This window comes from Streptomyces flavidovirens DSM 40150, from assembly GCF_000429085.1.
In the GTDB taxonomy this organism is placed as follows: domain Bacteria; phylum Actinomycetota; class Actinomycetes; order Streptomycetales; family Streptomycetaceae; genus Streptomyces; species Streptomyces flavidovirens.
The window spans coordinates 299,502-325,674 of the sequence record NZ_AUBE01000005.1 but is presented as its reverse complement, the minus strand read 5'-3'; the positions used below and the strand labels follow the sequence as shown (position 1 = coordinate 325,674).

Sequence of the window (26,173 nt, the reverse complement as noted above, 5' to 3'; positions counted from 1 at the left end):
GTGACCATCCGTCATGACGCACCCACCGCCCCCACTGGGCACGCCCGCCGTCCGCTCGGAGGCCCGCGACAAGGTCACCGGCGCCGCACGCTACGCGGTCGAGCACACCCCGCCGGGCTGCGCCTACGCCGTGCCCGTGCCCGCCACCGTCGCGCGCGGCCGGGTCACCGCCGTACACGCCGAAGAGGTGCTGGCCCTGCCGGGCGTGCACGCCGTGCTCAGCCACGAGAACGCGCCGCGCCTCAAGGAGCCGGACGACCCCACACTCGCGGTCCTCCAGAACGACCGCGTCCCCCACCGCGGCTGGTACGTCGCCCTGGTGGTCGCCGACACGCCGGAGAACGCCAGTGCGGCAGCCGAGGCGCTGCGGGTCGAGTACGCGGCCGAGGAGCACGACGTACGGCTGACCGCGGACCACCCCGGCCTCTACACACCGCAGGAGGCGAACAGCGAGGTCCCCGCCGTCCGGGAACGCGGCGACTTCGACGCGGCCTATCCGGCGGCCGCCGTGCGCGTCGACGCGACGTACACCATGAGCGCGCTGCACAACCACCCCATGGAGCCGCACGCCTCGACCGCGTGGTGGGACGACGGACATCTGACCGCGCGCGATTCCAGTCAGGGCTCCACGAAGGTACGGGACACCCTCGCCCAGGTCTTCGGTCTTGAGCAGGGGCAGGTCACCGTCGTCTCCGAGCACGTGGGCGGCGGGTTCGGCTCCAAGGGCACGCCGCGCCCGCAGGTGGTGCTGGCGGCCATGGCCGCCCGGCACACCGGGCGGCCCGTCAAGCTGGCGCTCCCCCGCCGTCAGCTCGCGGCGGTCGTGGGCCACCGGGCGCCGACCGTGCAGCGCGTGCGGCTGGGGGCCGGGGCCGACGGCGTCATCACCGCGCTCGCCCACGAGGTGGTCACGCAGACGTCGACGGTCAAGGAGTTCGTGGAGCAGGCGGCCGTTCCGGCGCGGGTCATGTACACCTCTCCGCACAGCCGCACCAGTCACCAGGTCGTCGCCCTGGACGTACCGTCCCCGTCGTGGATGCGTGCTCCGGGCGAGGCGTCCGGGATGTACGCGCTGGAGTCGGCGATGGACGAACTCGCCGTCGCCACCGGTCTCGACCCGGTGGAACTGCGCCTGCGCAACGACCCGGACACCGAACCCGACAGCGGCAAGCCCTTCAGCAGCCGCCACCTGGCCGAGTGCCTGCGGGACGGAGCGCGGCGCTTCGGCTGGGACCGGCGCGACCCGCGGCCCGGCATCCGCCGCGAGGGCGATCTCCTGCTCGGCACCGGAGTCGCCGCGGCCACCTATCCGGTACTCATCAGCCCGTCCGCCGCCACCGCGCACGCCGCCCCCGACGGTACGTACGTGATCCGGGTCAACGCCACCGACATCGGCACCGGGGCCCGGACCGTGCTCGCGCAGATCGCCGCCGATGTGCTGGGCGCGCCCCTGGAGTCGGTGCGCGTGGAGATCGGCAGCAGCGACCTGCCCGCGGCGCCGCTGGCGGGCGGCTCGTCGGGGACGGCGTCGTGGGGCTGGTCCGTGCACAAGGCGTGCGCGCTGCTGGCCGAGCGTCTTGAGCGGTACGACGGTGTGCCGGCCGAGGGTCTCACCGCCGCGGCGGACACCGAGCCGGAAGTGGCGGAGGATTCGCCGTACGCCCGGCACGCGTTCGGCGCCCAGTTCGCCGAGGTGCAGGCGGACACCGTGACGGGCGAGGTCCGCGTACGCCGCCTCCTCGGCGTGTACGCCGCCGGGCGCATCCTCAATCCCCGTACCGCACGCTCCCAGTTCATCGGCGCGATGGCCATGGGGATCGGCATGGCGCTGACCGAGGAAAGCACCATGGATCCCGCCTTCGGGGACTTCGCGGAGCACGATCTGGCCTCGTATCACGTGCCCTCGTGCGCGGACGTGCCGGCGATCGAGGCGTACTGGATCGACGAGGACGATCCGCACCTCAATCCGATGGGCAGCAAGGGCATCGGTGAGATCGGCATCGTCGGCACGGCGGCGGCCATCGCCAACGCCGTGCACCACGCGACGGGAGCCCGGCTGCGGGACCTGCCGCTGACGCCGGACAAGGTGCTGCCGTATCTGGATCCGGCGAGCTGAGCGCGGCGCCCGGCGGGGGACGGCGGCTTACGCCCTGGCCGCCTGCTGGATCCGCACCATGTTGCCGGAGGGGTCGCGGAACGCGCAGTCGCGCGGCCCCCAGGGCTGATCGATGGGCTCCTGGAGCACCTCGGCTCCGGACGCCCGTACCCGCTCGAAGGTCGCGTCGAGATCGTCGGTGCTGAAGACGGTCATCGGCAGGACGCCCTTGGTGAGGAGTTCCTGCAGGGCGTCGCCGTCGGACCGGGAACGGCCGGCGTGCGGCTCCGAGAGCACGATTTCGAGGCCCGGCTGAGTCGGGCTGCCGAGAGTGACCCAGCGGAACCCGCCGGAAGCGACGTCATTGCGCACTTCGAGGCCGAGCGCGCCGCGGTAGAAGGCGAGCGATTCGTCCACGTCGTTGACGGTGATGTGGCAGTACTGGAGTGCGATGGTCATGTCGCCCACACTAGGCAGCGCCGGCAGGGCCCGCTTCTCGGATCCTGCTCGGCGGATTTCTCGTCGGGCGGGTGTGCACCTTGGCCACGCACGCGGGCATCGCCGCCACGGCGTGGTGCTCCCGGCCGCGGTACGCGCTCGGCGTCTCCCTCACGACCTCGGTGAACCGCGAGCTGAATGAGCCGAGCGAGGTACAGCCGACCGCCATGCACGCGTCGGTCACGCTCATCCCCCCGCGCAGCAGCGCCATCGCCCGCTCGATGCGGCGGGTCATGAGATAGCTGTACGGCGTCTCGCCATAGGCCGCCCGGAACCGTCGCGAGAAGTGCGCCGGCGACATGAGCGCGTGGCGGGCCATCGTCGGCACATCGAGCGGCTGGGCGTACTCCCGGTCGATCAGATCCCGCGCCCGGCGCAGGTGCGCGAGGTCGGCGAGGTCTTCCGGGTTCATGTGACGACGCTACCACCGGAGGAATGACCGGCATGCGGCGGGGAAAAAGGCCGGTAGCGGCACAGCCACCCGAACTACGCGTGGTGCGCCGTCAAGTGGCAGGAGAAGCACATGCTGGCATTCGCGGCGGCGGTGGTCTTCATCATCGCCTTTATCATCCACGCGACCGAGACGTCGACGGAAGCGGTCTTCGGACCGATGAGCCTCATGCTCGTCGGGCTCGCCCTTCTCGCCCTGCATGTGGCGGGTGTGGGCGCCGGGTGGTCGGCCCGCCGACGCTGACGGGAGCAGCCGCGGGGCGAGGCGGTGGCCCCCTCGCCCCGCGGGTTCACGGCCCGTCAGGGGCCAGATGTATTGAGGATGTCTCATGGGCACACCGCCGAACGATCCCGTCCCGCCCACCCCGACCCCCGCGCCGGGTCCCGGTCCGCAACCGGGGCCGGCGCCCGGTCCGGTGCCGGCGCCCGGCCCCGATCCGGCGCCCCCGGCTCCGCCCCGGCCCGAACCGGACCCGCCCGCGCCGGTCCCGCCGCCGCAGCCCAAGCCTGAGCCCGGCCCGCTGCCGGGGCCGGTCCCGGCCCCGGAGCCCGTGATCTGAGCGAGCGGCCCGCGGACAAACCGGAGCCCCCGGTGGCACCCGGGGGCCCGGCTCAGCAACTCCGCTTCGGGGGCGCTTACTGAGTCAACGGGCAACACCCTGCCCGCGCCGCGGAGGGGGATACGGCAGCCACACTTCGCCGGAACGGCGCGCCACCCGTTCGGCTGCCCGGTTCCGGCGGTGGCCGCTCTCGGGTCACGTACCGCGTATCGGTCAGGTACTACGTATTGGGTGCGGCGGCGCTCACGTCGCCCAGAGCGGAGCCGGGGTCGCGCTCGATCGCCAGGTCCCCCAGGGATACGATGCCCACCGCGGTAGTTCCTTCCACCACCGGCAGCCGGCGCAGCGAGTGTTCACGCATCAGCTCGATGGCGCGGTCGACCTCGTCGTCAGCCGTGACGGTGACCAGGTCGGGGCTGCACACGTCGCGCACCGTCGTGTCGCCCGGATCCTTCCCTTCGGCGAGTACGCGGACCACCAGATCCCGGTCGGTGACCAGCCCGCGCAGTTCGTCGCCCTCGGCGACGAGAACCGCGCCGATGTTCTCCTCGCGCATCCGGTGCGCGACCTCGCTCACTGCCGTGAGTACGCCCACGGTGACCGGGGCGCTCGTCATGATTTCTCGAACCTTCTGACCCATCGGGTCCTCCACTGGACGGGCGGCGGTAGCCGCGGCCCCCACTGGTGCGCGGATACCCGTGCACGGCCCTCCCAAGCGTCCCGCGCCGCTTCCTGGCCGGACGGCTGAATTCCGCCGACCAACTGGGGCACCCGTATCTCACTCGTATTGGTTCGATCGGAGAGAGGGGTGAGCTCCGTGCCGGGAGAGCAGGAACTTCCGTCGACCCTGGAGCGGTCCGCCGAGGAGGCGCAGCGCACCTGGATCAAGGCGCACGACTCCGCTGTCGAGGAGTACGGCGAGGGAGAGCGCGCTCACCGGGTGGCTTTCAGCGCGCTCAAGCACAAGTACGAGAAGGTCGGCGATCACTGGGAGCGCAAGGAGAAGGGCCGCAAGGGGCCGTCGGATCCCAGGGCGGCGCGGCCTCGGGAGCTGGGCGGGCGCAGCGGCGAGGGCGTGGACGAGCAGGCGTCGAAGCAGCATCTGTACGACCTGGCCAAGCGGCTCGGCGTCGACGGGCGTTCCCGGATGACCAAGCCCGAGTTGCTGGAGGCCATCCGCAAGGCGAACCGCGCGAAGACGCGGCAGGCCCGGACGGGTAATTGATTCGGGCATTTTGGGGCACTTGCCCGATATGAATACACCACAGAACCCAGATCCCGAGCCGGACCGGACCCCCGGCCTCGAACCGGGCGGCGGCGTGCCTCCCGGCGAGACGCCGCCCGGCGAGGCGAGCACCAGCTCCGGCACCGGTCCGCGCGTGGAACCTCCGCGTGGCTGGTCCAAGGGCCCGCTGATCGCCATCGGCGTGATCGTGGTGCTGTGCGCGGCCTTCTTCCTGGCGTTCGCGGTACTCATGTAGCCGCAGCCCGGACCTTCAGGGACGGCGCCAGGAGTCGTCGTCCAGGTGGGAGCCCGCCATGGGCCCCATGCGCAGCATGCCGCCGTCGACCTGCCATGACGCGCCCGTGACGTACGAGGCGTCCGGGCTCGCCAGAAAGGCGATGACGGAGGCCACCTCGCGCGCGTCGCCGGGGCGCCCCAGCGGAATGCCGCGGCGTACCTCCGTGCGTACGTCCGTGTCCTCCTGGCCGGTCATCGGTGTGGCGATCTCGCCGGGAGCGACCGCGTTGACCGTGATGCCGTACTCGGCGAGCTCGAGGGCCATCACCTGCGTCAGCAGGCCGAGACCGCCCTTAGCCGCGCAGTAGGGCGCCGCGCCGACGCGGGGCGCGGTTTCGTGGACCGAGGTGACGTTGACGATCCTGCCTCCGTCGCCCTGCTGGATCATGCGGCGTGCCGCCCGCTGACCGCACAGGAACGGGCCGATCATGTCCACGTCGACAACCTGGCGGATCTTGGCGAGATCGAGGTCGAGGAACGGTGTGGCGGTGCCGGTGCCCGCGTTGTTGATCAGGACGTCGATACGGCCCAGCTCGCGGGCCAGCTCATCGATCACGTCGGCCGCGTCGGGCAGCAGCCTGAGATCCAGGGCCGCGACGCACGCGCGGCGGCCGTACCCGCGTACCTCTTCCGCCGTCGCTTCGGCGCCCTCCCGGTCGGTGTGGAAGGTGATGCCGATATCCATGCCCTGCGCGGCGAGGCGGACGGCCGTGGCGCGCCCGATACCGGAGTCCGCGCCGGTGATGACGGCGACTGGCGAGGCTGCGTTCCCGGGACTGGACATGCGCGGGATCCTTCTCGTGAGCGGGACGGATGGCGGAATCAGGGCCAGGACGGCTCCTTGCGCGGTACGACGACCAGTTCGGACACCGCGCTGCCGGCCGGGACGGACAGGGCGTACAGCACCGTGTCGGCCACGATGTCCGGGCTCTGCAGCATCGAGGTGTCGGCGTCGGGAAAGCGCTCCATGATGAACGGTGTTTCCATACCGCCCGCGATGATGCCGGTGACGCCGATCCCCGGACAGTCCCGCTGCGCCTCCTGGAAGAGCGTGTGGGTGAAGGCGCGCAGGCCCGACTTGCCCGCCGCGTACGGGCCGGCCTCGGTCCAGGTGCGGTTCGCCGCCGTGGAGAGGATGTTGACGATGTGGCCGCCGCCGCGCGCGACCATGCGCCGGTAGGTTTCCAGGCACAGGTACATCGGCCCCAGCAGGTTCGTCGTGACGACCCGCGTGACTTCGTCGGCCGTCAGGTGCTCGATGGGCTTGGAGACGTCCACGGCCGCGTTGTTGACCAGGATGTCCACCGCCTGCCCTTCGGCCTCCAGGTCCTTGAAGACCTCCGCGACCGCCGCGGCGTCGCGGACGTCCAGCTCGACGAAGCGCGCGTCGCCGCGCCCCACCGCGCCCAGTTCGTTGCAGAGGTCCCGCGCCAGGTCCTTGCGCAGGTCCGCCACCAGTACGGATGCCCCGGCCCCGGCCAGCCGCCGCGCGATCGAGGCCCCCAGCCCCCGCGCGCCGCCGGTCACCAGTGCCTGCTTGCCGTGAAGGTCGACCCGCACTCCGCTTTCCATGCCGCTGCCTTCCGTTGCCTCCGTCGTGCCGGACGGGGCGATGTGCGCTCGGCAACCGCCCCGTACCTCACTGTGAGGCCCGCGGGCGTGTCCGGCACGCCGGAGTACGCCACCGCGCGGGGGCCGGCCGGGTGTGGTCGCGGTCACGCCTGCGGGCCCGGCGGCTGACGCGTCGCAGGGCCCGCCCGGTTCCTGTGAGCAAGCCCACCAGCAGTACCGCATCCCTTACGCCACACGGGATCGTGGCCAGCGGCGACCGTGGCGCGATGCCTTACGGACCGCACCGGCCGAACCCTTCTGCCACGATGGTCCAGGCCGTCCCCCGGACCGGACCTTCTCGCCCCGAACAGGCGTCATGGGTCCGCCGGGCAGCGGCCCAGCACCAGCCAGATCCGGTGGAGCGGCCGCGCAGAGCAGCCGGTGTCCCGAGCTTCCGCCGTTCCGCCACTTGAGCCCCGGCTCGTCTCCGAATACCTCACTGTGCCTTCTTCGCCTGCCGGCCCCGCGCCCGCCCCTGCCCTTGTCCCCGCCTCCGCGCATGTCCCCGACGCCGTCGAGCCGGCCCACCGGCTGCGCTTCGGCCGTCCCTCGAAGACCGGGGCGGACGACCACTCGCCGTGGCGCTCCCTGAAGTACCGCAGCATGCGCTGGTGGTCCGTCGCCAACTTCGTTTCCAACGCCGGTACCTGGATGCAGCTGACGGTCCAGAACCTGCTGGTCCTCCAGATCACCGGGTCCGCCGCCGCGACAGGACTGTCCATGTCCGTCCAGGCGGCTCCCGGCCTGCTGATGAGCCTCGCGGGCGGCGCCGCCGTCGACCGGTGGCCCCGCAAGCTCACGGCCGCCGTCAGCCAGGCGCTGCTCGGCGCCGTCGCGTTCGTGACGGCCGTCCTGGTCGCGGTGGACCAGCTCAACCTCGCAGTCCTGATGACCCTGGCCGCCGTCACCGGGCTGATCGCAACCGTCGACGGACCGGCCTGTTCGCTCCTCGGCAACGATCTCGTCCGTACGGAGGACGTCCCGTCCGCCATCGGCGTCGGCTCGCTCGTGCACAACGCGGGCCGCCTCGCCGGTGCCGCTCTCGCCGGTATCACGGTGGGCTTCCTCGGCACGGCGGCCGCGTACGCCGCCAACGGCTTCTCCTTCCTCTTCGTGGCCTGCGTCATCCCCTTCCTCCGTCCGGTGCACAAGGCGGTCCGGGGCGCCGGGACCACCCCGCCGGCGGCGCCGCGTACCGCGCTCGGCAAGGAGGACGCACGTGATGCGGGCGGCGCGGACCAGGACATGACCGTGCGGCAGGGCGTCGTGTACTTCATGCGCCGCCCCCGGCTGGTCGCCCTCGCGGGCATCACCGGACTCAGCGCGGTCTTCGGACGGAACTACGGGCTCACCCTGGCCGTACTCGTCACCGGCCCGCTCGCCGGCGGCGCCGGGGCGTTCGGCACCGTCTCCACCGTCCTCGCCGTCGGCGGCATCGTCGGCGCGGTGCTCGGCGCCCGGCTGCGCAAGCCGTCCGTACGGCTCGTGGGTACGCTCGCGGCCGCCGGGGCACTCCTCCAGGTCGTGGCCGGATTCTCGCCCTCGCTGGCGGTGCTGCTGGTGCTGGTCCTGCCCATGGCCGTGGTCGAGTCGATTTCCGACACCGCGGGCACGACGGTCCTCCAGACGGACCCGCCCGCCCACATGCGGGGCCGTGTCCTCGGCGTCTGGGGCACCATCCGTACGTCGTGGGGTCTCGCGGGACCGCCGGCGCTCGGCCTGCTGATGGAGCTGGCCGGGGCGCGGGGCGCCCTCGTGTCCGGTGGTCTGATCATCGCCGGCGCGATCGGGGCGGGCTTCGTGCTCCGCCGCCGGCGGACGGCGGCGACCGTCATCGTGCGGACGGAGCAGCCTGTCCTGGCCGGACAGCCGGCCCTGATTCCGGCCGCCTGATTCCCGCCGCCTGATTCCCGCCGCCTGATTCCCGCCGCCTGATTCCCGCCGCCGCCCCGGCGCACCGGGCGGCGGGGCGGCCGGCCGTCAGCGGCTCACGACGACGTCTCCAGCAGCCGGATACGACGCTCCACCCGGCCCGGCACCCGGCGCCGGCGCGCCAGCGCCGCGGGCAGCCGCCGTGCGGCGTCGGCCAACGCGAGCCGCGCCTGCGGATCGTCCCGGCTGTCGAGGGCCAGCCGCACCGTCTGCGCGAGGGCCTCCCGCAGTGGCCGCCGCAGCCACGCGGTGAGCAGTTCGTTACGCCGCATCCGGGCGACCCGGCCGGGGCGGGGCGCCCCGTCCGGGGCGTGCCGGGCCACGACGCCGGGGCAGTGCGCCACCCCCCAGCCGTGCGTGTCGAGGTCGATGGCGAGCAGTTGCTCCTCACCGCCGATCCCCAGCAGTGGGTGGAAGCCGCCCACCTCCAGGAACGCCGTCCGCCGCACCACGGCCGCGCACGCGAGGAAGCCGAGCACGGAACGGCCGGGCAGGTCCGGCTCCTGGCCCAGCGGCGAGTTGCGCAGTGCCGCGTTGAGCGGATCGGGCCTCGCCTCGGGCCCCACGAGTGTGGCGGCGGACACCAGCCCCAGGCGGGGATGGGTGTCCAGCACGTCGGCGGCCCGGTCGAGGGCTCCCGGCTCCCACCACGAGTCGTCGTCGCTGAAGGCGATGTACGGCGTGCTGAGTGCGGCGGCGCCGTACGTACGCCCTGCCGCGGCCAGGTTGCGGCCGGGTGTGAGCAGTCGCACGGCCGGGTGCAGGGCGCGCACCGCGTCCGCCGTGCCGTCCGTGGAACCGTTGTCGACCACCACGACCGGTGGCCGTTCCGGCAGCGCGGCCAGCCGGTCCAGGGTGGCCAGCAGGCTCGTACGCCGGTTCCTGGTGATCACCACGATCCCGGTCCGCGGGTGCTGCGCCGGCTGTTCGCCGGCCACGGTGCCGGTCCGGGTGCGCCGCGTCGGCTGCCCGCTCACCACGAGCCCTCCGGTACCAGTGGCCGGTCCGCCGCCGGGCGGTCGGGGTCCGGCAGTCCTCGTACCGCGTCGACGACCTCCTCCACGGTGATCCGCAGCAGCCGTTCGTCCGGCAGGGGGCCGTGGGCGTCACCGGGACGCGGCGAATCGTCGCCGCCGGGATGCCACAGCACCCGGTGCCGTGCGCCGGCCGGCGGGCCCCACAGGCGCGGGGCGACCGGGCCGAAGAGGACGACCGACGGTGTGCCGAGCGCCGTCGCGAGGTGGGCGAGACCGGTGTCGCCGACGACCACGCAGCGGGCCCGGGCGACGAGCGCGGCGAGCCGGCCGAAGGGCACGTCGTCCGCGCCGCCGAGCACCGCGTCCGGGGGCAGTCCCGCCTCCGCCGCCACATGCCGGGCCAGCGGCCCCTCCCCCGCCCCGGCGGTCACCACGATCTCGTGGCCCGAGCGGTGCAGCGCCTGCGCCACGGCCGCGAACCTCTCCCTCGGCCAGCGGCGGGCCGCCGCGTCGGCGCCGGGGTGCACCACTACCGCGCCCGGCGCCGGGGAGGCGGCCGTGGGCGGCGGGATCCACACGTCGCCGGGGTCCGCCGGGATGCCGTACCAGTCGAGCAGCCGGCACCAGCGGTCCCTCTCGTGTTCGTCGGCCCGCCAGGACGGGCCCGCGATGCCGGGTGTTCCGGGGTGGGCGTACGCGAAGAGCCGCCGCGGCCGCAGTCGCTGGAGCAGCAGGTGGCTCGGGGGGCCGTTGCCGTGCAGGTCCACGGCGACGTCGGGCTCGGGGCCGTCCCAGGCCAGCTCGGCGGGCACCGCCCGTCCGGGGGCGGACGCGGGCAGCAGCCGGTCCACCAGGCCGGTCGCGGCCGCCGCCGCGGCCAGCCGCCCGGGCGCCGCCAGCACCACCTCGTGTCCGGGCAGGCCGCGCCGCAACGCCCGCAGGGCAGGCACCGCCGTCAGCAGATCGCCGAGCCCGAGCGCCCGCAGTACCAGCACACGCGGCCGGGCGTCGCCGCCGCGCGTGAGCGGCTGTGTCCGCTTCTCGGCACTCATGTCGATGGATGCCTCTCGTCATTGGCCTCATGGGCGTCGTTGGCGTCAGGGCGCGGACGGCCGCACCCGTACGGCCGCCTGCGCCGCCCGGTGGGCCAGCAGCGTGGTGGAGCGGCCGACGAGGTAGGGGAGTACGACCGCCTGTCCGCCCCACGCGCGCAGCACCTCCGCCTCGGGAAGGTCTTCGACGGAGTAGTCGCCGCCCTTCACCCAGACGTCGGGCCGCAGCCGGCTGAGCAGCGCCGCCGGTGTGTCCTCCTCGAAGACCGCGACGGCGTCGACGCTGCCGAGTGCCGCGAGGACGCGCAGCCGGTCCGCCACCGGGTTGAGCGGGCGCCCCGGCCCCTTGCGGCGCGCGAGCGACGCGTCGGAGTTGAGGCACACGATGAGGCAGTCGCCGATACGCCGGGCACTCTCCAGCAGCCCGACATGACCGGCGTGCAGCAGGTCGAAGCAGCCGCCGGTCGCGACCACCGTGCCGCCGCGCGCCCTGACCCGCTCCGCGAGCGCGAAGGGGTCCGTCTCCGGCGCCTCCTCGTCGGGGCCGGACGCGGACTTGGTCCGCCACAGCGCCGGGTTGCCCGCGCCGCCCGCGCCGACGAAGGCGGCGGCTTCGGCGACGGCCCGCTGCACGGCCTCTTCCGGGAGCAGCCCGTCCGCCAGCGCCGCCGCCGTGGCGGCGGCGAAGCAGTCACCGGCGCCGCACGGGTCGCCCTGGGCGCGGTACGGCGCCGGGACGAGCATCGGCGTACCGGCGCCGGGCCGGGTCAGCAGGACGCCGCGCTCCCCCAGCGTCACGGCGACGGCGGCCGCCCGCCAGCGCTCCGCCAGGTCGGCTCCGCGCCGGGCGTAGGCCCGCAGGGACTGGCCGTCGGCGGGGCTGAGGGCGCAGGCTTCCGCACCGTTCGGGGTCACGATCCTCGCCCCCGGCACCGGGTCGTCGCCCCTGAGGTGGGGGTCCCACACCAGCGGTGTGCGGCGGGCCACGGCCTCCAGGTGCGGGCGTACGGCGCTCGCCGTGTGCCTGCCGTAGTCGGCGACGAGTACGGCGTGGGCCTGGGCGAGCGCCTCGCGCACCGCGTCGTCCGGTTCGCCGGGTGTTCCGCCGCCGCGGTCGATCCGCACCAGCGGACGGCCGCCCGCCAGTACCCGTGTCTTCACCGGCAGGGTGCCTTCCAGCGGGATCTCCACCAGCTGGACCCGGCCGCGCAGGGCACGGCGTACGGCTTCACTGGCCGGGTCGTCGCCGAGCGCGGTCACCAGGATCACCTCGCGGCCGCCCCAGGCGGCGAGCGCCGCGGCCAGCCCGGCGCCGCCGGGATGGCTCTGGTCGCCGGTCACGTCGACGACGGGGGCGGGTGCGTCCGGGGACAGCCGGGTGGAGACGCCTTCGATGTCCTCGTCGAGCAGGACGTCCCCGACGACCACCAGGGGCTTGCGGGCACTCATGACATCCTCCGGTCCGCTGCGACGGGCCGCGCCGAGGCCCCGGCGGGCGCCCCGCCCGCCGCGTCGAAGCACTCGCACAGCAGGTGTACGGCGACGAGATGCGTCTCCTGCACGGTCGCCGTCGTGCCGGCGTCGACGCACAGCGCCTCGTCGGCCGCCTCGGCCAGCGGGTTGGGGCCCGGCCCGGTCATCGCCCATACGCGCAGTCCCGCCGCGCGGCCCGTCACCGCCGCCGTGATCAGGTTGGCGCTGCGGCCGGAGGTCGACAGGAGCACCAGGATGTCGCCGGGGCGGCCGTGGGCGGACACCTGGCGGGCGTACACCTGGTCGAACCCGTAGTCGTTTCCGATCGCCGTCACGCTGGAGGTCTCGGCGTGCAGGGCGATGGCCGAATAGGCGGGGCGCTCCTGCCGGTAGCGTCCCACCAGCTCCGCGGTCAGGTGCTGGGCCTGGGCCGCGCTGCCGCCGTTGCCCGCGGCCAGCAGCCGGCCGCCGACGGGCAGTACGGCGGCGAGTTCTCTGCCCCAGGCGGCGAGCGTGCCGAGGCTCTGGTGGCGGAAGCCGGTGAGCGCGTCCTGCAGTGACTGGCAGTGCCGGTGCGCCGCGTCGCGTACAAGGGATTCGTTCATGCTGGTCGGGCGTACCGCGTCCGGGGGACGACGGCCGGACCCGCACCTCCTTCGGACATCGGTGCTGCGCGGTCGGGAACGCTGCGGGGGACCGGGGTTCAGAGCGCCCCCGTGACGGCGGGCTGCGGGGCGAGCACCTCGCAGTACACGGACTCGGTGGCCGCCGCGACTCTCGCCCAGCCGTAACGGCTCAGCACCCGTCGGCGGCCGGCCTCCCCGCACGCCTCCCGCAGCGCGGGATCGGCGAGCAGTTCGCCGACGGCGTGGGCGAGTGCCTCGGGGTCGCCGGGCGGCACCAGCCGTCCGGTGGCCGGGTCGGCGACGGTGTCGAGCTGCCCGCCCACCCCGCTGGCGACGACCGGCTTGCCGCAGGCCATCGCCTCCAGCGGCACGATGCCGAACGGCTCGTAGTCGCCCGGGCACAGCACCACATCGGCGGTCCGCAGCAGCGGCGCCACCTCCTCGCTCGGTACGCCGCCCAGGAAGCGCACCCGGTCGGCGGCCCCGGCGTCCTGGGCGATGCCGCGAAGTCTGCGTACCTCGGGGTCGTCGTCGAGCCGGTCCGCCGTGGGCCCGCCGACGATCAGGAGTTCCGTGTCGGGCAGGCCGGCCAGCGCGCCGATGGAGACAGCGGCGCCCTTGCGGGGTACCAGGCGGCCCAGTTGGATCAGCCGGTGCCGGTACGTGCTGTCCCGGTCCGCGACCGGACCGTACGGCGTGAACTCACCGGTGTCGACGCCGCACGGTACGACGCTGACCTTGCCGGCGGGAATGCCCATCCGGCCGAGTTCGGCTACCTCGTCGCGGCACGTGGCGACGATGCGGTCGCAGCCCAGGCCCACCTCCCGTTCGCAGGCGATCCGCGCGGGCGGGCTGGTGTCGGCGCGCCGCTGGTGGCGCCGCTTCACCGTTCCGAGCGCGTGATACGTGTGCAGGAGCGGCAGCCGCAGTTCGCGCGTGGCGTGGAGCGCGGCGAGCCCCGACATCCAGAAGTGCGAGTGGACGAGGTCGGGCGGCCGTACCTGCCACTCCCTCGCCAGGTAGCGGCCGAACGCCAGCATGTGGGGCAGGAGTTCGTCCTTGGGGATCTGCTCCGGCGGTCCCGCGGGCACATGGTGCACCTCGACGCCCGCTCGCAGTGGCACCCGGTCCGGCAGGTCGCGCGCGTCCCGCCGGGTGTAGACGGTGACGCTGTGACCTCGGTCGGCGAGTGCGCCCGCAAGGCGCGCGACATGGACGTTCTGGCCGCCCGCGTCCACTCCGCCGAGTACGGCGAGCGGGCTCGCGTGCTCGGAGATGAGCGCGACCGACAGGGCGGCGGTGTTGCCGGCGCTGGCGCTGATGGGGCCGAGGGATGTCATGAGCGCACCTCCGTCATCACGCGCTCCCAGTCGTTGAGGAAGCGTTTGAGCCCGTACCGTTCGAGTGCGGCCTGGCGGCCGCGCGCGCCGTCCTCGGCCGCGGCTTCCGGCTCCTCCAGGTAGTGCCGGGCGGCGCGCGCCAGTACTTCGGGCCGGGTGGACAGCGTCCCGGTGCCGGGCGGGACCGCCTCGACCGCCTCCGTGGTGGCGAGGGCCACGACGGGCATGCCCAGGTGCATGGCCTCCAGCAGGGACAGACCGAGCGACGTCCAGCGCACGGGGTGCAGATACAGCCGGCGCTCGGCCAGGGCCGCGTGCATCTCACGCTGGGGAAGATCGGTGGCGTGGCACCGGTCGTCGGGTATGCCCAGGTGCCGGGCCAGGCCCTCCGTCCGCATGCCGAAGACGTCCAGCGGCGTCGACTCGGACAGGGCGGGCAGCAGGTCGGTGCCGGTGTAACGGCCGCGCCGGACCGGGTCGTTGACGACGACGGCGGCGCGCGGGAGCCAGCCGGTGTACTGGTGGCCGGGGTCGACGATGCCGTGCTCGATGACCTCGGTGCGGGTGGAGCCGTTGTCCCAGAACAGCCGGTTGAAGTGGGTGACGTGGACGAGCGTCAGGTCGTCGCGGTCCGCGAACGGGTGGCGGGTGTCCGGGACGTCGCCGTCCGGCGCGTTGTGCTCCAGATACACGGCGGGTACGTCGCGCCCCGGCCGGCGCCCGCCCAGCCAGCGTTCGGCGAGTTCCATCTCGTGCGGCCGCTGGAGGACGACGAGGTCGACCGGCGCGTCGCGTAGCTGCTCGGGCGTCATCTCACGTACCGAGTCGGGCCAGGTGAAGGTACGGGCCCGGCCGAGCCCGTCGGGATCGCGGCCGGGTGTGACGGGAACGAGATAGGTGTGCGGTCCCTGGACGAACGCCGTGGTCCAGGAACCGTGTACGTGCCACAGCAGGATGTTCATGCGCTCGCTCCTCCTCGTTCCTTTTCGGATACGCCGCCCGGTACCGCCGGGCAGCCCGCTTCGGGCCGCGTACGGCCGCCGAGCGCGGCCACGGCGGCGAGCACCTCCGCGTCGCCGACCCCGTCGAGGCAGGGGTGCCCCGGTGCCGGGCAGCGCCGGGCCCTGGTCCCGGCGCACGGCGCGCCCTGGTCGCCGAGCAGTACGTGGGGTACGCCGTACGGGCCCCAGCGCTCGGCCGGTACGACCGGCGCGAACAGGGAGGCGACGGGCGTACCGACGGCGGCGGCGAGGTGCGCGGGGCCGGTGTTGCCGACCACCGCGACGCGGGCTCCGGCGAGGACCCCGGCCAGTTGGTGCAGGTCGGTGGCTCCGCCGAGGTCGAGGGCGTGCTTTCCGGCGACTTCGGCGGTCAGGTCCTTCTCCGTCCGGCCGCCGGTCACGACGACCCGGTGGCCCTCGGCGCAGAGTGCGGCGGCGGCCCGTGCGGCCCGTGCGGCGCTCCACGCGCGGGCCGGGACGGCGGCGCCGGGGTGCAGGACGACGTACGGGCCGGGTCCGGTGAGGTGCGTGGTGTCGGGCGGGGGGCTGATGCGCAGCGTCCCGTCGTCGCCGGGGGGCAGCGCGAAGCCGGCGTCCCGCGCCAGGTCGAGGGCGGCCTCGGCCTCGTGACGGTGGGGCAGCCGGTGGTGCCGCAGGTCCAGGAGGACGCCGGGGTAGTCCTCGCTGTCGGCGGCCGTCCATCGCACACCCGCGAGTTTCAGCAGCAGGGCGGCCGGGAGGGGGCTCTGGTGGTACGAGACGAGTACGAGGGCGCGGTCGAAGCGGCGGGCGGCCAGCGTCTCCAGGAGCTTCCGGGTCGCCTCGCGGGTCACGGGCGCGGGCTCGACCCCGACCCAGGGAGCGTCGTACACCAGCACCTCGTCGACACCGGGGAGCAGCCGCGCCGCCTGGACGCCGAGCGGCCCGCACAGCAGGGCGGTGTGCGAGGATCCGGCGGCGACGGCCCGGACGGCGGGACCGGCGAGCAGTACGTCGCCGGCGCTGTCCAGGCGGACGACGAGCGTCCGGGGTGCGGTCATCGCGGGCCCCCCGTCCGGTGGGCGGCGTCGGCGGACAGCACCAGCCGCACCGCCTCAAGCAGGCCGGTGGCCGTCTCGCCGGCCGCCGCGGTCTCCTCTGGACGCGTCACAGCGGTCGGTACGAGCACCCCGCGCGCGCCGGCGGCGCGGGCGGCCTCCACATCGGAGCCGATGTCCCCGATGACGACGGTGCGTGCGGCGGACACGCCGAGCCGTGCGCAGGCGGCCAGCACGAGACCGGGTGCGGGCTTGCGGCAGCCGCAGCCGTCGTCCGGCGCGTGCGGACATACCGCCCACACGGCGAACGGCCCGAGGAGATCCTCCACCCGCCGCTGCACGGCCTCGACCTGCCGCCGGGTCAGCAACCCACGGCCGACGCCCGACTGGTTGCTCACCACGCCCACCGGAATCCCGCGGGCCCGCACGGCGGCGACGGCTTCCCGCGCCGACGGCATGAGCTCCACCCGCGCCGGGTCCCCGTTGTACGGCACGTCGACGACCAGCGTGCCGTCCCGGTCGAAGAGCACCGCCTCCGGAACCCCACGGCCCTCGGCCACCGCCGCGGGCGGCCCGTCCGGGCGGGCGCCGGGGGAACGGCCGGCGCGTGCGCCCGGACTTCCGCCCGTGCTTCCGGCCGGGCACCCGCTGGGCGGTCCGTCCCCGGCCGACGACACCTCCTGGCCGCGCACCTCCGCGCGACTACCGGCACAGGCAACTGGGCCCCTGTCCGGGCGCCCGTCACGAGGAGCGTGCGAGCCAGGAGCCACGGGGGCGCCCCCGGCCGGTGGCCCGTCGGTGTGCCCGGATGTGTGCCCGGAGGTGTGCCCGGACAGCCCGGCGCGGCCGTTCGGGAGGCACTCGAACAGCCAGGGGCCGCTCGCGGATGCCGGCGCGGCCGCCGTCGGCCGGGGCCCGGGGTGGCAGGTCATGGGCGCACCCGTACCTGGACCGGCTCGTGCGGGGCGCGCGGCGGGGCCGCGGCCTCGTGCGGGCCGAGCGGGAGGGCCCGGTGGTACTTGGCGTGGCCGCGCAGCCAGTGCCACGTGGCGGCGGGCGGGATGAGCACGCTGGTGAGAACCATCGTGGCGACCTCGTCCGGGGTTCGCGGGCCGGGTGCGATCCGCGCCCAGGCGAATTCGGCCGTACCGGCCAGCCATCCGGCGGCGCACACCGCGGCCGCGCCGCGCCGGCCGGCGACGGCGCAGGACAGGGCCGTCAGCGCGGAGCCGGTCACCAGGAGGTGGCGGGGCAGGCGCCCGCGTGGCGCGTCGGAGCGGGTCCACCAGTCGCGGCCGTGCCGCCGGTTCATCAGCACGTCGTCCGCGTTGCCCCGCTGGAGGCGTACGGAGATCATGCGGTCGGCCGGGCGGACGGGATGGACCGTGTTGCGCTGTCCGGCGTCCACCGTCCAGCCCGCCGCCAGCACCCGCAGCGCGAGGTCCGCGTCCTCGCGGAAGGCCCGCCGGAAGCGTTCGTCGAAGCCGCCGACGGCTTCGAGTGCTTCCCGGCGGTAGGCCATGTCGGCGGTGATCCACCGCGCGGTGGCCAGCCCGGCGGTGTTGCGTTCCCAGTCCGTGGGCCGCCGGTCGGCCGGCAGCGGCACGGTGATGCGCGCGGTGACGGCGGCGGTCCGGTACGTCGCCGCCGCCAGGTCCCTGGCGAGGTCCTCGGCCCAGGTCGGGCCCGGCACGACGTCGTCGTCCAGGAAGACGGCCCACGGCACGGGCCCGGCTTCCCGCCAGCCCCTGTTGCGCGCCGCGGCCGGCCCCCGCGCCCGGCCGGCCACCACGGTGGTGACGGACCGCAGGGCCTGCGGGATGTCGACCGGCAGGGGTACGCCGCCGGGCTCGCGCCGGTCGTCGACGAGGACCACCTGGGCCGGCTTCGGCCCGGTGGCGTCGGCCAGGGCCCGCAGGCACGCGTTCAGGCTGCGGCGTCCGAGCGTCGGAATCACCACGGCGTACGCGGGGGCCACCGTCTCCTCTTCGTAGGGAGTCATCGCGTCGCCCCGTCGTTGTACGTGTCCGACGAGTGGAAGAACTCACCGCGCCGGATCGCGTAGGGGCCGATCGCCAGCAGGTCCACGGGTGAGGAGCCGAAGCACTCCAGTGCGTCGCGCGGGTCGTCGACCATGGGCCTGCCCGCCGTGTTGAGGCTGGTGTTGACCACCACGGGCAGACCCGTGAGCCGCTCGAACTCGCTGAGCATCCGGGCCACCAGCGGCTCGGTCGCCGGGTCCACGGTCTGGATGCGGGCGGTGCCGTCGACGTGCACGACGGCCGGGATGCGGCCGCGCCACTCCTCGGCCACGTCGTGGACGAACAGCATGTACGGGCTCGGCATCGGGCCGTCGAAGATCTCGGGGGCCCGGTCGGCCAGCACCATGGGCGCGACCGGCCGGAACTGCTCGCGGCCCTTGACGTCGTTGAGCCGTTCCAGATTGCCCGCGTGGCCGGGGTGGGCCAGCAGCGAGCGGTGGCCGAGCGCCCTGGGTCCGTACTCCGAGCGGCCCTGGAACCAGGCCACGATGGCGTTGTCCGCCAGCGCCCGGGCCACGGTCGCGGCGATGTCCGCCGGCCGGTCGAACGGCACGGCCGCCGTCTTCAGCCAGGCTCCGAGCTCCGCGTCCGACCAGTCGCGGCCGAGGTCCGCGCCTGCCATGGGCTCCGGCTCGTCCCCTCCGTCGGCGGCGAGCAGCAGGGCGCTGCCCAGCGCGGTCCCCGCGTCACCGGCGGCGGGCTGTACCCACACGCGGGAGAAGGGGCCTTCGCGGGCGATCCGGGAGTTGGCGACGCAGTTGAGCGCGACGCCTCCGGCGAGGGTCAGGACGCTGTCGTGCGTCTTGCCGTGCAGCCAGCGCACGAGGTCGAGCAGGGTCTCCTCCAGGACGGCCTGGGCGCTGGCCGCGACGTCCGCGTGGTCCTGGGTCCACGGTTCGTCCGGGCCGCGCGGCGCGCACAGTTCGTGCCAGGGCACCGCCGTGGCGTGGAAGCCGCCGTCGCCGGTGGGATACACGTGGCGGCGCAGCTCGGGCAGCATGCGCGGTGTGCCGTGCGAGGCGAGCGCCATGACCTTGAACTCGTCGGAGGAGCGCAGGAATCCGAGGTGCTCGGTGAGCTCCTCGTAGACCAGTCCCAGCGAGTGCGGCAGGTCTTGTGCGTGGTACGCCTCCAGGCGGCCCTGGATCCGGCGGGCGGCGAGGTGCGAGGCGCGTTCCCCCCGGCCGTCGAGGACCAGTACCGACGACGTCTCGGCGTCCGAGGCGGCGAACGCGCTCGACGCGGCGTGTGCCATGTGGTGCGGTACGAACCGGACGATGCCGGGGTCGAGGCCCGGCAGGGCGGCCTTGAGGAACGCGGGGGCCTGCCGGGCGTACGTCAGCCGCAGGTGGTCCCAGGGGTCGTCCAGGCCCATGGCCTCGGCGGCCCTGGCGAGTTCCGGGTCGAAGGAGTAGGCCACCGCGTCGAGGTCCTGCGGGCGCAGGTTCGCGCGCTTCAGGCACCAGGCGGCGGCTTTCTCCGGCAGTTCCCAGGCGGAGAAGGGCACCGGCCGCTTGCCGTGCTTGCGCCGCGAGAACCGCTCCTCCTCCGCCGCGGCGACGGTCCGGCCGTCGATGACGAGGGCGGCTGCGGGGTCGTGGAAGAGAGCGTTGATTCCGAGGATGCGCATGGGGGTCCCAGGCCTTTCGGCGAATCGGGGCGAAGCCGGGTCGCGCCAGGGGCGCGGGCGGGAGGGCGTTCGGCCGGATCAGCTGTCCATGTGGGCGCGATACCAGGCGATGGTGCGTCGCAGGCCTTCTTCGGCGGGCACGCGCGGCTCCCATTCGAGCTTGTCGCGGGCCAGCGTGATGTCCGGGCAGCGCACGGCGGGGTCGTCCGTCGGCCGTTCGATGAAGCAGATCTCGGAGCTGGATCCGGTGAGCTCGATGACGAGCCGCGCCAGTTCGAGCATGGTGATCTCGGTGGGGTTGCCGATGTTGACGGGACCGCGCATGCCGTGGGCCGCCGCCGCGAGAATGCCGCGCACGGTGTCGTCGACGTAACACAGCGACCGGGTCTGGAGCCCGTCGCCGGTGACGGTGAGCGGCTCGCCGGCGAGGGCCTGGCGGATGAAGGTCGGTACGGCGCGGCCGTCGTAGCCGCGCATGCGGGGCCCGTAGGTGTTGAAGAGCCGCACGATGCCGGTGTCGGTGCCCTGGGCGTCGGCCTCCGCGGTGGTCAGCGCCTCACCGAAGCGCTTCGCCTCGTCGTACACGCTGCGCGGACCGACCGGGTTGACGTTGCCCCAGTACCGCTCGTTCTGCGGGTGCTGCTGGGGGTCGCCGTAGACCTCGGAGGTGGAGGCGAGCAGGAAGCGGGCTCCGGCGCCGTGGGCGAGGGCCAGGGCGTTGCGCGTACCGAGACTGCCGACCTCCATGGTGTGCAGCGGCAGCCGCAGGTAGTCGGCGGGGGACGCCGGGGAGGCGAAGTGCAGTACGAGATCGGGCGGCCGTCCGACGTCGAACGGCTGCGAGACGTTCGCCCGCACCAGGGTGAATCCGGGGCGGTCGAGCAGTGCTGATATGTTCTCGGGCCGGCCGGTGCTGAAGTCGTCGACGCAGGTGACGGCGGCGCCCGCGTCAAGCAGCGCGGTGCACAGGTGCGAACCGACGAAGCCCGCACCGCCGGTGACGACGGCGTGTTCCCAGTCCCGTGAGAAAGCGGCGTTCATTTCGATCTCCTCCGACCCGAGGGGTGAGCCTCCGATCAGAGTCGGCCCCCGCGCGGCATGAGGCGCGGTGATGTAGAGCATCCGAGTGACTCACGGAGAGTGAGGAGCCTCGGCGGCCGGAGATTCCTTCACGGCCGGGGGTTCGTGCGATGCCACGCGGGGCGGGCATCGGTGCCCCGCCGCCCGGCGACGGACGCGCAACGCGGGCACACGCGCTGGACGCGGTCGGCGGCGCCTCCGGACTCCGGCAGCACGTCGGACCAGGCGATGTGCGCGAAGCGCCCAAGTTGTGAGCGGCTGAGCGACAGGCCGCACACGGTCTGGTTCATGCCCTGCTCCCAGGCGTGGACCTCACCGGCGGGCAGCCGACGGCCGTCCTCGTCGTCCACCCACTGCCCGGAAGCGGCGACCGCGTAGCGCTTGCTGCGTGCCATGGGTTACCGGTTTCCCCTTTGCGCACATGCATGCCTACGGTTCACAAGGGACGACCAAGTGCACGTGCCGAGGAGTGAGTACTGGCATGAATACCCCGGACGACCTGCCTGTTCTGCGCACGCTCGACGACTTGACCGTCCTCGTCGAGCGCCATGATCATTTGTACGTACGCTGGTCACGCGGCCCCGCGGCGGACCTGGAATCGGTGTCGAGCCGGGACGATCTGACGGGTGTCCCCATGCCGGGTCTGAGCGCGAACTCCCTGGACGTCGAGCCGTGGTGGCAGGACCGGCCGGTGAAGGTGTGGGTGGCCCGCAGGCTGCACGACTACTCGCATCTGCCGCGCGAGAAGGGTCCGGACGTGCATCCCTGGGCGCTGCGCGGCCGGGAGACGGGCCGGGGCCCCGACAACGAGCCGCTGGTCGGGGACGTCGAGCCGGTGGGCTGGATCGACGTACGGGTGATCGAGGAGGCCGCTGACGAAGTCGCCCGGCAGGAAGGTGTGTGGGGCTCTCTGCGGCGCGAGGCCTAGCGGGCGGGCGCGCGCTTTGCTCCATCGTGGTGACTGCGTCGGCGGAAGGTATCCGCGCGCGGCGGCCGTGGCATATATCGGCCCATGAACGTGAACCCGATCGAAATGCAGAAGTCCCTCGGCGGCGTGAGTTACCCCGCCTCCAAGAAGGAGATCCTCGAAAAGGCGGAGAAGAACGGCGCCCGCCCGGAGATCAAGGAAGCGCTCAAGGCTCTGCCGGAAAAGGAGTACGACTCCCCGGCGGCCATCAACAAGGAAGTCGGCAAGTAATCCTGCCCCCAGCCGGGCCGGCTCCCCTCAGCCGGTCCGCGTCGGCCCGGGTTTCAGGCGGTCAGCGCCGGCCCGGGCTTCAGGCGGTCGAGAAGCCGGTCGTGGTGGAGCCCGGCCACGGGCGCGAGGAGATCGGGGTGCCGCAGGAGCGCGGCGGCCCGCCGGTCCCGTGCATCGGGCGCGACCAGGCGCCGGAACTCGACCGGCGGGCTGTCCGCGTGCCGGGAGTCCGCCAGCGCGGTGACCGCTGCCGCGGCCAGTTCGGGGGCGCTGAGCAGGCATGCCGCCCAGCTCGCCACGACCTCGTCGACCCAGGTACGCCAGGCGTACGCGTCCGGGCCGGCGTCGGTGGCCGCGCCGTCGGCCCCGGAGACCCATTCCAGCCGGGCAGAGCCGCCGGGCCCCGCCACCGAGACCAGGGCGGCGTCCATGGGGGTCGGATAGCACAGCCAGGCCGCGACGGTCACCGCCTGCCGCGCCTGCGCCTCGCACAGGGCGGAGTCCATCGCGCCGCCGCCCGGCGGGTAGGCGCGGGTCAGCCACTGAGCGGTCGCCGCTATCAGCGGGGAGAGATCTGCGGGCATGTCCGGGCCGTCCGAATTCATGGGGGAGAAGTCCGGAACGCTACCCCCCGGCTTTCCGCGGGGAAATGGCGCGGGTCACGAACGGACAGTGTCCTGGGCCACATCAACCACACAGAGGAGCGACACCATGGGACATGGCGGAGACGTCATCGCGGAATTGACCACTGACCATCAGGAAGTGGAGGAGCTGTTCACCAATATTGAGGAACTTCCGGTCGGCGACAGCCAGCGGAAGGTGTACGCGGACCAGGTCACCATGGAACTGGTCCGGCACTCGGTGGCGGAGGAGGCGTACCTCTACCCGGCGGTCCGCCAGCACATCCCGGGCGGCGACGCGCTGGCGGACAAGGAGCTGGAGGACCACGCCGAGGCCGAGCAGACCATGAAGGACATGGAGAGCTGCGAGGCGGACGACCCGCAGTTCGACATGCTCGTGGGCAAGCTGATGACGGAGATCAGAACGCACATCCTGGACGAGGAGAACAATCTCTTCCCCCGGCTGCGCGAAGCCTGTTCCGCCGAGATGCTGAACGAACTGGGTGACAAGGTCCGGCAGGCCAAGAAGATGGCGCCGACCCGTCCGCACCCGTCCGCCCCGGACCAGCCGCCGGCCAACAAGCTGCTGGCTCCCGGAATGGGACTCGTGGACCGGATGCGCGACGCGATGTCCGGCCGGGGCAAGAGTTCCTGACCGTTCTGAGGACGCATACCGGCGCCTTCACCGGAGCGCCGCACCCGGGCCGGACGCGACATAAGACGCGTCCGGCCCAGGCCGTTCCGGTCCCGGGCCTTTCCGGTCCACGATCCGCCGGACCGGCCCTAGGAGTGCAGGACACCGTCCAGCACCGTGACGGCGTTCCCGGTGAGGTGAACGCGGTCGCCGCGCACGGCCGTGCGGACCAGTCCACCGCGCGCCGATGCCTGCAGGCCGGTGAGTCCGTCGCGGCCCAGCCGCCCGGACCAGTACGGGGCGAGCGCGGTGTGGGCGCTGCCCGTGACGGGATCCTCAAGGATGCCCTCGGCCGGCGAGAAGAAGCGGGAGACGAAGTCGTACGCCGCGTCTGCCCCGGCCGGGGCGGTGATGATGACGCCCCGCAGGCCCTCGCGGCGCGTCAGGGCGGCCACCGCGTCCAGATCGGGCGTCACGGCGCGGACGGCGGCCTCGTCGCGCAGAACGGTCAGCAGATCACCGAGCGCGCCGGTACGGAAGGTGGCTTCGGGCTCGGTCCCGAGCGCCTCGGCCAGTCCTTGCGGTACGGGCACTTCGGTGCCCGGAGCGGCCGGGAAGTCCAGCGTGATGCTGTCTTCGTCGTCGGCATGCGCGAGGAGGACGCCGCTCTCCCGGCTGCTGAAGCGCACGGTACCGACGAGTCCCCGCTCGGCGCGCAGCACATGTGCGGTGGCCAATGTGGCATGGCCGCACAGATTGGTCTCGACGAGCGGGGCGAACCAGCGGATCTCCCAGTCGGCCTCGGCGGTGTCGGGCAGCGGGAGAGCGAAGGCGGTCTCGGAGTGGTTCAGTTCGGCAGCGACCTGCTGCATCCAGCTGTCTTCCGGCCACTTCCCGGCGGGCAGGAGACACACACCCGCCGGGTTCCCGGCGAACGGACGGTCGGTGAAGGCATCGACGATGTAGATACGCATGCCCGAACCGTAGCGATGCCAATAGAAGCCCGACCAAGTCCAATCCGCGATGAGTGGACCTTTTTGGCAGGCTGTGTCAGTCGGTGGAAAGGGCTTCGAGCAGGTCGCCCACCTGCGGATCGGGCAGGGCCCGGGCCACATCGGCCTGCGCCACGATGCCGACGAGGTCGTGGCCGTCGATGACGGGCAGCCGGCGGACCTTGTGCGAGGTCATCGTGCGCAGGATCTCGCCGGCGTCGTCGTCGGCGCCGATCGTCACCGCCTCGCCCTGCGCGAGTTCCCCTGCGGTGGTCGTGGCGGGGTCCTTGCCTGCCCCCAGGACCTTCACGACGATGTCGCGGTCGGTCAGCATGCCCTTGAGCTTGTTGTCGGTCCCGCAGATCGGCAGGGCGCCCACGCCCAGCTCCGTCATCTTCCGGGCGGCGACCAGCACCGTCTCCTCCGCTCCGATGCACTCGGTGCCGGGGGTCATGATCTCTCTGGCAGTTGTCACGTGTCGTCTTCCCATCCTCGTGGCGAAGGGAGCCGCCCGGGGCTTCGCCACCCCGGACCGGCTCCCTCACCCTTCCTACGCCCGCCCACGGACAGCGGCCAACACGCCACGGCGTCACCGGACCGGCGTCATCCGATTGCCCGGCCCGGCGCTCGGACCAGCGGCCGCGCACCGGGCGGGCGGACCCTGGGGGCCGAGCGGGTGAAAGGCGAAGCGCGCCACGGGCAGAAGGGGTACCTCTGCGCGGACGAACGGTTGGTGCGCAAGGAAACGCGAGGACGCGAGGAAAGAGGAGTACATGCAGATCGGATACAAGCTTGCCGCCGAGGCGTTCGGCCCGGCGGAGCTGGTGCGGCAGGCGGTGCTGGCGGAGGAGGCCGGCTTCGACTTCGTCGAGATCAGCGATCACTACCATCCCTGGCTCGACAACCAGGGCCACTCCCCGTTCGCGTGGACGGTGCTGGGCAGTATCGCGGCGAAGACCTCGCGGATCGGGCTGGCGACCGGCGTGACGTGCCCGACCGTGCGCTACCACCCCGCGATCATCGCCCAGGCGGCGGCGACCCTCGCCCTGTTGTCGGACGGCCGCTTCGTGCTGGGCGTCGGCTCCGGTGAGCGGCTCAACGAGCACGTCACCGGCGTGGGCTTCCCCGACACCGTAGCCACGCGGCACGAGATGCTGAGGGAGGCCCTGGAGATCATCCGGCTGCTGTGGCGCGGCGGCTACCAGTCGTACGACGGCAAGCACCTGCGGTTGGAGGACGCCCGCGTGTTCGACCTCCCCGAGGAACTGCCGCTGATCGCGGTGGCCGCGAGCGGCCCGGCGTCGACGCGGATCGCCGCGGAGCTCGGTGACGGTCTGTTCGCCACCGAGGACAAGCCGGAGATCGTCCGGCAGTACCGCGACGCGGGCGGCAGCGGCCCGCGCTACGTGGAGGTTCCGATGGCCTGGGCGCCCGACGAGCACGCCGCCGCGAAGGCCGTCCTGGAGACGTCACGCTGGGCTGTGACCGGGTGGAAGGTCATGAGCGAGCTGCCCAACCCGGTCAACTTCGAGGCGGCGACCACGACGGTGCGCGAGGAGGACATCCTGGAGAAGTTCGCGTGCGGCGCGGACCCGGCCCGGTACGTCGAGGTGGCGCAGCAGTTCGTCGACGCGGGCTTCGACCGGCTGGTCATGCAGAACGCGGGACCCGATCCGGACGGCTTCATCGACTTCTACCAGCGGGAACTCGCGGGCCGCATCCCGCGGTTGAAGCCGAGCGGCGCACGCGCCTGAAGCCTGTGGAAACGGGTCCGCCCCGGCCCGCGTGACGCGGGCCGGGGCG

29 protein-coding genes are annotated in these 26,173 nt (G+C 73.4%); 9 read left to right on the top strand and 20 right to left on the bottom strand.

The features are described from left to right. Window positions 1-13 precede the first annotated feature (13 nt). Complete coding sequence (locus G412_RS0110660; protein ID WP_028812090.1) at window positions 14-2,116, top strand: xanthine dehydrogenase family protein molybdopterin-binding subunit; 2,103 nt, start codon at window positions 14-16, stop codon at window positions 2,114-2,116. A gap of 27 nt (window positions 2,117-2,143) precedes the next feature. Here the strand turns inward: G412_RS0110660 and G412_RS0110655 are convergent, their stop codons facing one another. Further along, the gene (locus tag G412_RS0110655) at window positions 2,144-2,554 is read right to left on the bottom strand and encodes a VOC family protein (protein WP_028812089.1); all 411 of its coding nucleotides are present in this window, start codon (window positions 2,552-2,554) and stop codon (window positions 2,144-2,146) included. A gap of 10 nt (window positions 2,555-2,564) precedes the next feature. Continuing rightward, window positions 2,565-3,005 carry a helix-turn-helix transcriptional regulator gene (locus tag G412_RS0110650; RefSeq protein ID WP_028812088.1) on the bottom strand — a complete coding sequence of 147 codons (441 nt, stop codon included), beginning with the start codon at window positions 3,003-3,005 and terminating at the stop codon, window positions 2,565-2,567. Between the two features lie 111 nt (window positions 3,006-3,116). Here G412_RS0110650 and G412_RS40100 point away from each other — a divergent pair, with 111 nt between their 5' ends. Next, window positions 3,117-3,287, top strand: coding sequence for a hypothetical protein (locus tag G412_RS40100; protein ID WP_167546448.1), 171 nt, complete (start codon window positions 3,117-3,119; stop codon window positions 3,285-3,287). 536 nt (window positions 3,288-3,823) lie between these two features. Here G412_RS40100 and G412_RS0110640 read toward each other — a convergent pair. Continuing rightward, window positions 3,824-4,243 (bottom strand): CBS domain-containing protein, encoded by a 420-nt coding sequence (locus G412_RS0110640; RefSeq protein WP_028812087.1) that lies wholly within the window; start codon window positions 4,241-4,243, stop codon window positions 3,824-3,826. 177 nt (window positions 4,244-4,420) lie between these two features. On the opposite strand from G412_RS0110640, the gene G412_RS0110635 reads away from it, so the two are divergent. Beyond that, window positions 4,421-4,828, top strand: coding sequence for a ChaB family protein (locus tag G412_RS0110635; protein ID WP_028812086.1), 408 nt, complete (start codon window positions 4,421-4,423; stop codon window positions 4,826-4,828). Window positions 4,829-4,856: 28 nt separating this feature from the next. After that, window positions 4,857-5,084, top strand: coding sequence for a DUF6480 family protein (locus tag G412_RS0110630; RefSeq protein WP_028812085.1), 228 nt, complete (start codon window positions 4,857-4,859; stop codon window positions 5,082-5,084). Window positions 5,085-5,099: 15 nt separating this feature from the next. Here G412_RS0110630 and G412_RS33915 read toward each other — a convergent pair whose 3' ends face one another. After that, window positions 5,100-5,909: an SDR family oxidoreductase gene (locus G412_RS33915; protein WP_051338257.1), complete on the bottom strand. Its 810-nt coding sequence runs from the start codon at window positions 5,907-5,909 to the stop codon at window positions 5,100-5,102. A 38-nt stretch (window positions 5,910-5,947) separates the two neighbouring features. Further along, complete coding sequence (locus tag G412_RS0110620) at window positions 5,948-6,697, bottom strand: SDR family oxidoreductase (RefSeq protein ID WP_028812084.1); 750 nt, start codon at window positions 6,695-6,697, stop codon at window positions 5,948-5,950. A gap of 642 nt (window positions 6,698-7,339) precedes the next feature. Here G412_RS0110620 and G412_RS0110615 point away from each other — a divergent pair. Continuing rightward, entirely contained in the window at window positions 7,340-8,629 is a 1,290-nt protein-coding gene (locus G412_RS0110615) for an MFS transporter (RefSeq protein ID WP_028812083.1), read from the top strand. Between the two features lie 95 nt (window positions 8,630-8,724). Here the strand turns inward: G412_RS0110615 and G412_RS0110610 are convergent, their stop codons facing one another. The 12 genes from G412_RS0110610 to G412_RS0110555 all read right to left on the bottom strand — a co-directional run bounded on the left by G412_RS0110610 (window position 8,725) and on the right by G412_RS0110555 (window position 21,321). After that, window positions 8,725-9,606, bottom strand: coding sequence for a glycosyltransferase family 2 protein (locus tag G412_RS0110610; RefSeq protein ID WP_051338276.1), 882 nt, complete (start codon window positions 9,604-9,606; stop codon window positions 8,725-8,727). 35 nt (window positions 9,607-9,641) lie between these two features. Then, window positions 9,642-10,697 carry a glycosyltransferase family 9 protein gene (locus tag G412_RS33910; protein ID WP_037648309.1) on the bottom strand — a complete coding sequence of 352 codons (1,056 nt, stop codon included), beginning with the start codon at window positions 10,695-10,697 and terminating at the stop codon, window positions 9,642-9,644. A gap of 45 nt (window positions 10,698-10,742) precedes the next feature. Continuing rightward, window positions 10,743-12,146 (bottom strand): D-glycero-beta-D-manno-heptose 1-phosphate adenylyltransferase, encoded by a 1,404-nt coding sequence (gene rfaE2 / locus G412_RS0110600; RefSeq protein WP_028812081.1) that lies wholly within the window; start codon window positions 12,144-12,146, stop codon window positions 10,743-10,745. Beyond that, window positions 12,143-12,775: a D-sedoheptulose-7-phosphate isomerase gene (locus G412_RS0110595; RefSeq protein WP_028812080.1), complete on the bottom strand. Its 633-nt coding sequence runs from the start codon at window positions 12,773-12,775 to the stop codon at window positions 12,143-12,145. The genes rfaE2 and G412_RS0110595 overlap by 4 nt, the downstream gene beginning before the upstream one ends. 98 nt (window positions 12,776-12,873) lie before the next feature. Then, window positions 12,874-14,136, bottom strand: a complete 1,263-nt coding sequence (locus G412_RS0110590; RefSeq protein WP_051338256.1) for a glycosyltransferase — start codon at window positions 14,134-14,136, stop codon at window positions 12,874-12,876. Continuing rightward, window positions 14,133-15,098, bottom strand: a complete 966-nt coding sequence (locus tag G412_RS0110585) for a glycosyltransferase (protein ID WP_028812078.1) — start codon at window positions 15,096-15,098, stop codon at window positions 14,133-14,135. The genes G412_RS0110590 and G412_RS0110585 overlap by 4 nt, the downstream gene beginning before the upstream one ends. Next, entirely contained in the window at window positions 15,095-16,177 is a 1,083-nt protein-coding gene (locus G412_RS33905) for a glycosyltransferase family 9 protein (protein ID WP_051338255.1), read from the bottom strand. Before G412_RS33905 ends, G412_RS0110585 begins: the two co-directional genes overlap by 4 nt. Then, complete coding sequence (locus G412_RS33900) at window positions 16,174-16,866, bottom strand: D-glycero-alpha-D-manno-heptose-1,7-bisphosphate 7-phosphatase (RefSeq protein WP_078606911.1); 693 nt, start codon at window positions 16,864-16,866, stop codon at window positions 16,174-16,176. The genes G412_RS33905 and G412_RS33900 overlap by 4 nt, the downstream gene beginning before the upstream one ends. A gap of 236 nt (window positions 16,867-17,102) precedes the next feature. Continuing rightward, complete coding sequence (locus tag G412_RS0110570; protein WP_028812077.1) at window positions 17,103-18,176, bottom strand: glycosyltransferase family 2 protein; 1,074 nt, start codon at window positions 18,174-18,176, stop codon at window positions 17,103-17,105. After that, a complete protein-coding gene (locus tag G412_RS0110565; RefSeq protein WP_028812076.1) occupies window positions 18,173-19,846 on the bottom strand; it encodes a carbamoyltransferase family protein in 1,674 nt (557 codons plus the stop codon). The genes G412_RS0110570 and G412_RS0110565 overlap by 4 nt, the downstream gene beginning before the upstream one ends. Before the next feature lie 78 nt (window positions 19,847-19,924). Continuing rightward, entirely contained in the window at window positions 19,925-20,887 is a 963-nt protein-coding gene (locus tag G412_RS0110560) for an NAD-dependent epimerase/dehydratase family protein (protein WP_028812075.1), read from the bottom strand. Between the two features lie 128 nt (window positions 20,888-21,015). After that, window positions 21,016-21,321 (bottom strand): hypothetical protein, encoded by a 306-nt coding sequence (locus tag G412_RS0110555; protein WP_028812074.1) that lies wholly within the window; start codon window positions 21,319-21,321, stop codon window positions 21,016-21,018. An 86-nt stretch (window positions 21,322-21,407) separates the two neighbouring features. On the opposite strand from G412_RS0110555, the gene G412_RS0110550 reads away from it, so the two are divergent. Together G412_RS0110550 and G412_RS0110545 are read left to right on the top strand one after the other, a co-directional pair. Further along, on the top strand, window positions 21,408-21,854 hold the full coding sequence (locus G412_RS0110550; RefSeq protein WP_028812073.1) for a DUF6098 family protein: 447 nt from the start codon (window positions 21,408-21,410) through the stop codon (window positions 21,852-21,854). 84 nt (window positions 21,855-21,938) lie between these two features. Continuing rightward, window positions 21,939-22,124, top strand: coding sequence for a DUF2795 domain-containing protein (locus G412_RS0110545; protein WP_028812072.1), 186 nt, complete (start codon window positions 21,939-21,941; stop codon window positions 22,122-22,124). A gap of 53 nt (window positions 22,125-22,177) precedes the next feature. Here the strand turns inward: G412_RS0110545 and G412_RS0110540 are convergent, their stop codons facing one another. Continuing rightward, window positions 22,178-22,708 (bottom strand): hypothetical protein, encoded by a 531-nt coding sequence (locus tag G412_RS0110540; protein WP_028812071.1) that lies wholly within the window; start codon window positions 22,706-22,708, stop codon window positions 22,178-22,180. Window positions 22,709-22,835: 127 nt separating this feature from the next. On the opposite strand from G412_RS0110540, the gene G412_RS0110535 reads away from it, so the two are divergent. Beyond that, entirely contained in the window at window positions 22,836-23,399 is a 564-nt protein-coding gene (locus tag G412_RS0110535) for a hemerythrin domain-containing protein (protein ID WP_028812070.1), read from the top strand. Window positions 23,400-23,527: 128 nt separating this feature from the next. Here G412_RS0110535 and G412_RS0110530 read toward each other — a convergent pair whose 3' ends face one another. Beyond that, complete coding sequence (locus G412_RS0110530) at window positions 23,528-24,352, bottom strand: PhzF family phenazine biosynthesis protein (RefSeq protein ID WP_028812069.1); 825 nt, start codon at window positions 24,350-24,352, stop codon at window positions 23,528-23,530. A 76-nt stretch (window positions 24,353-24,428) separates the two neighbouring features. Continuing rightward, on the bottom strand, window positions 24,429-24,845 hold the full coding sequence (locus G412_RS0110525) for a CBS domain-containing protein (protein WP_028812068.1): 417 nt from the start codon (window positions 24,843-24,845) through the stop codon (window positions 24,429-24,431). A gap of 298 nt (window positions 24,846-25,143) precedes the next feature. On the opposite strand from G412_RS0110525, the gene G412_RS0110520 reads away from it, so the two are divergent. After that, window positions 25,144-26,124 (top strand): TIGR03557 family F420-dependent LLM class oxidoreductase, encoded by a 981-nt coding sequence (locus G412_RS0110520; RefSeq protein WP_028812067.1) that lies wholly within the window; start codon window positions 25,144-25,146, stop codon window positions 26,122-26,124. Window positions 26,125-26,173: the final 49 nt, after the last annotated feature.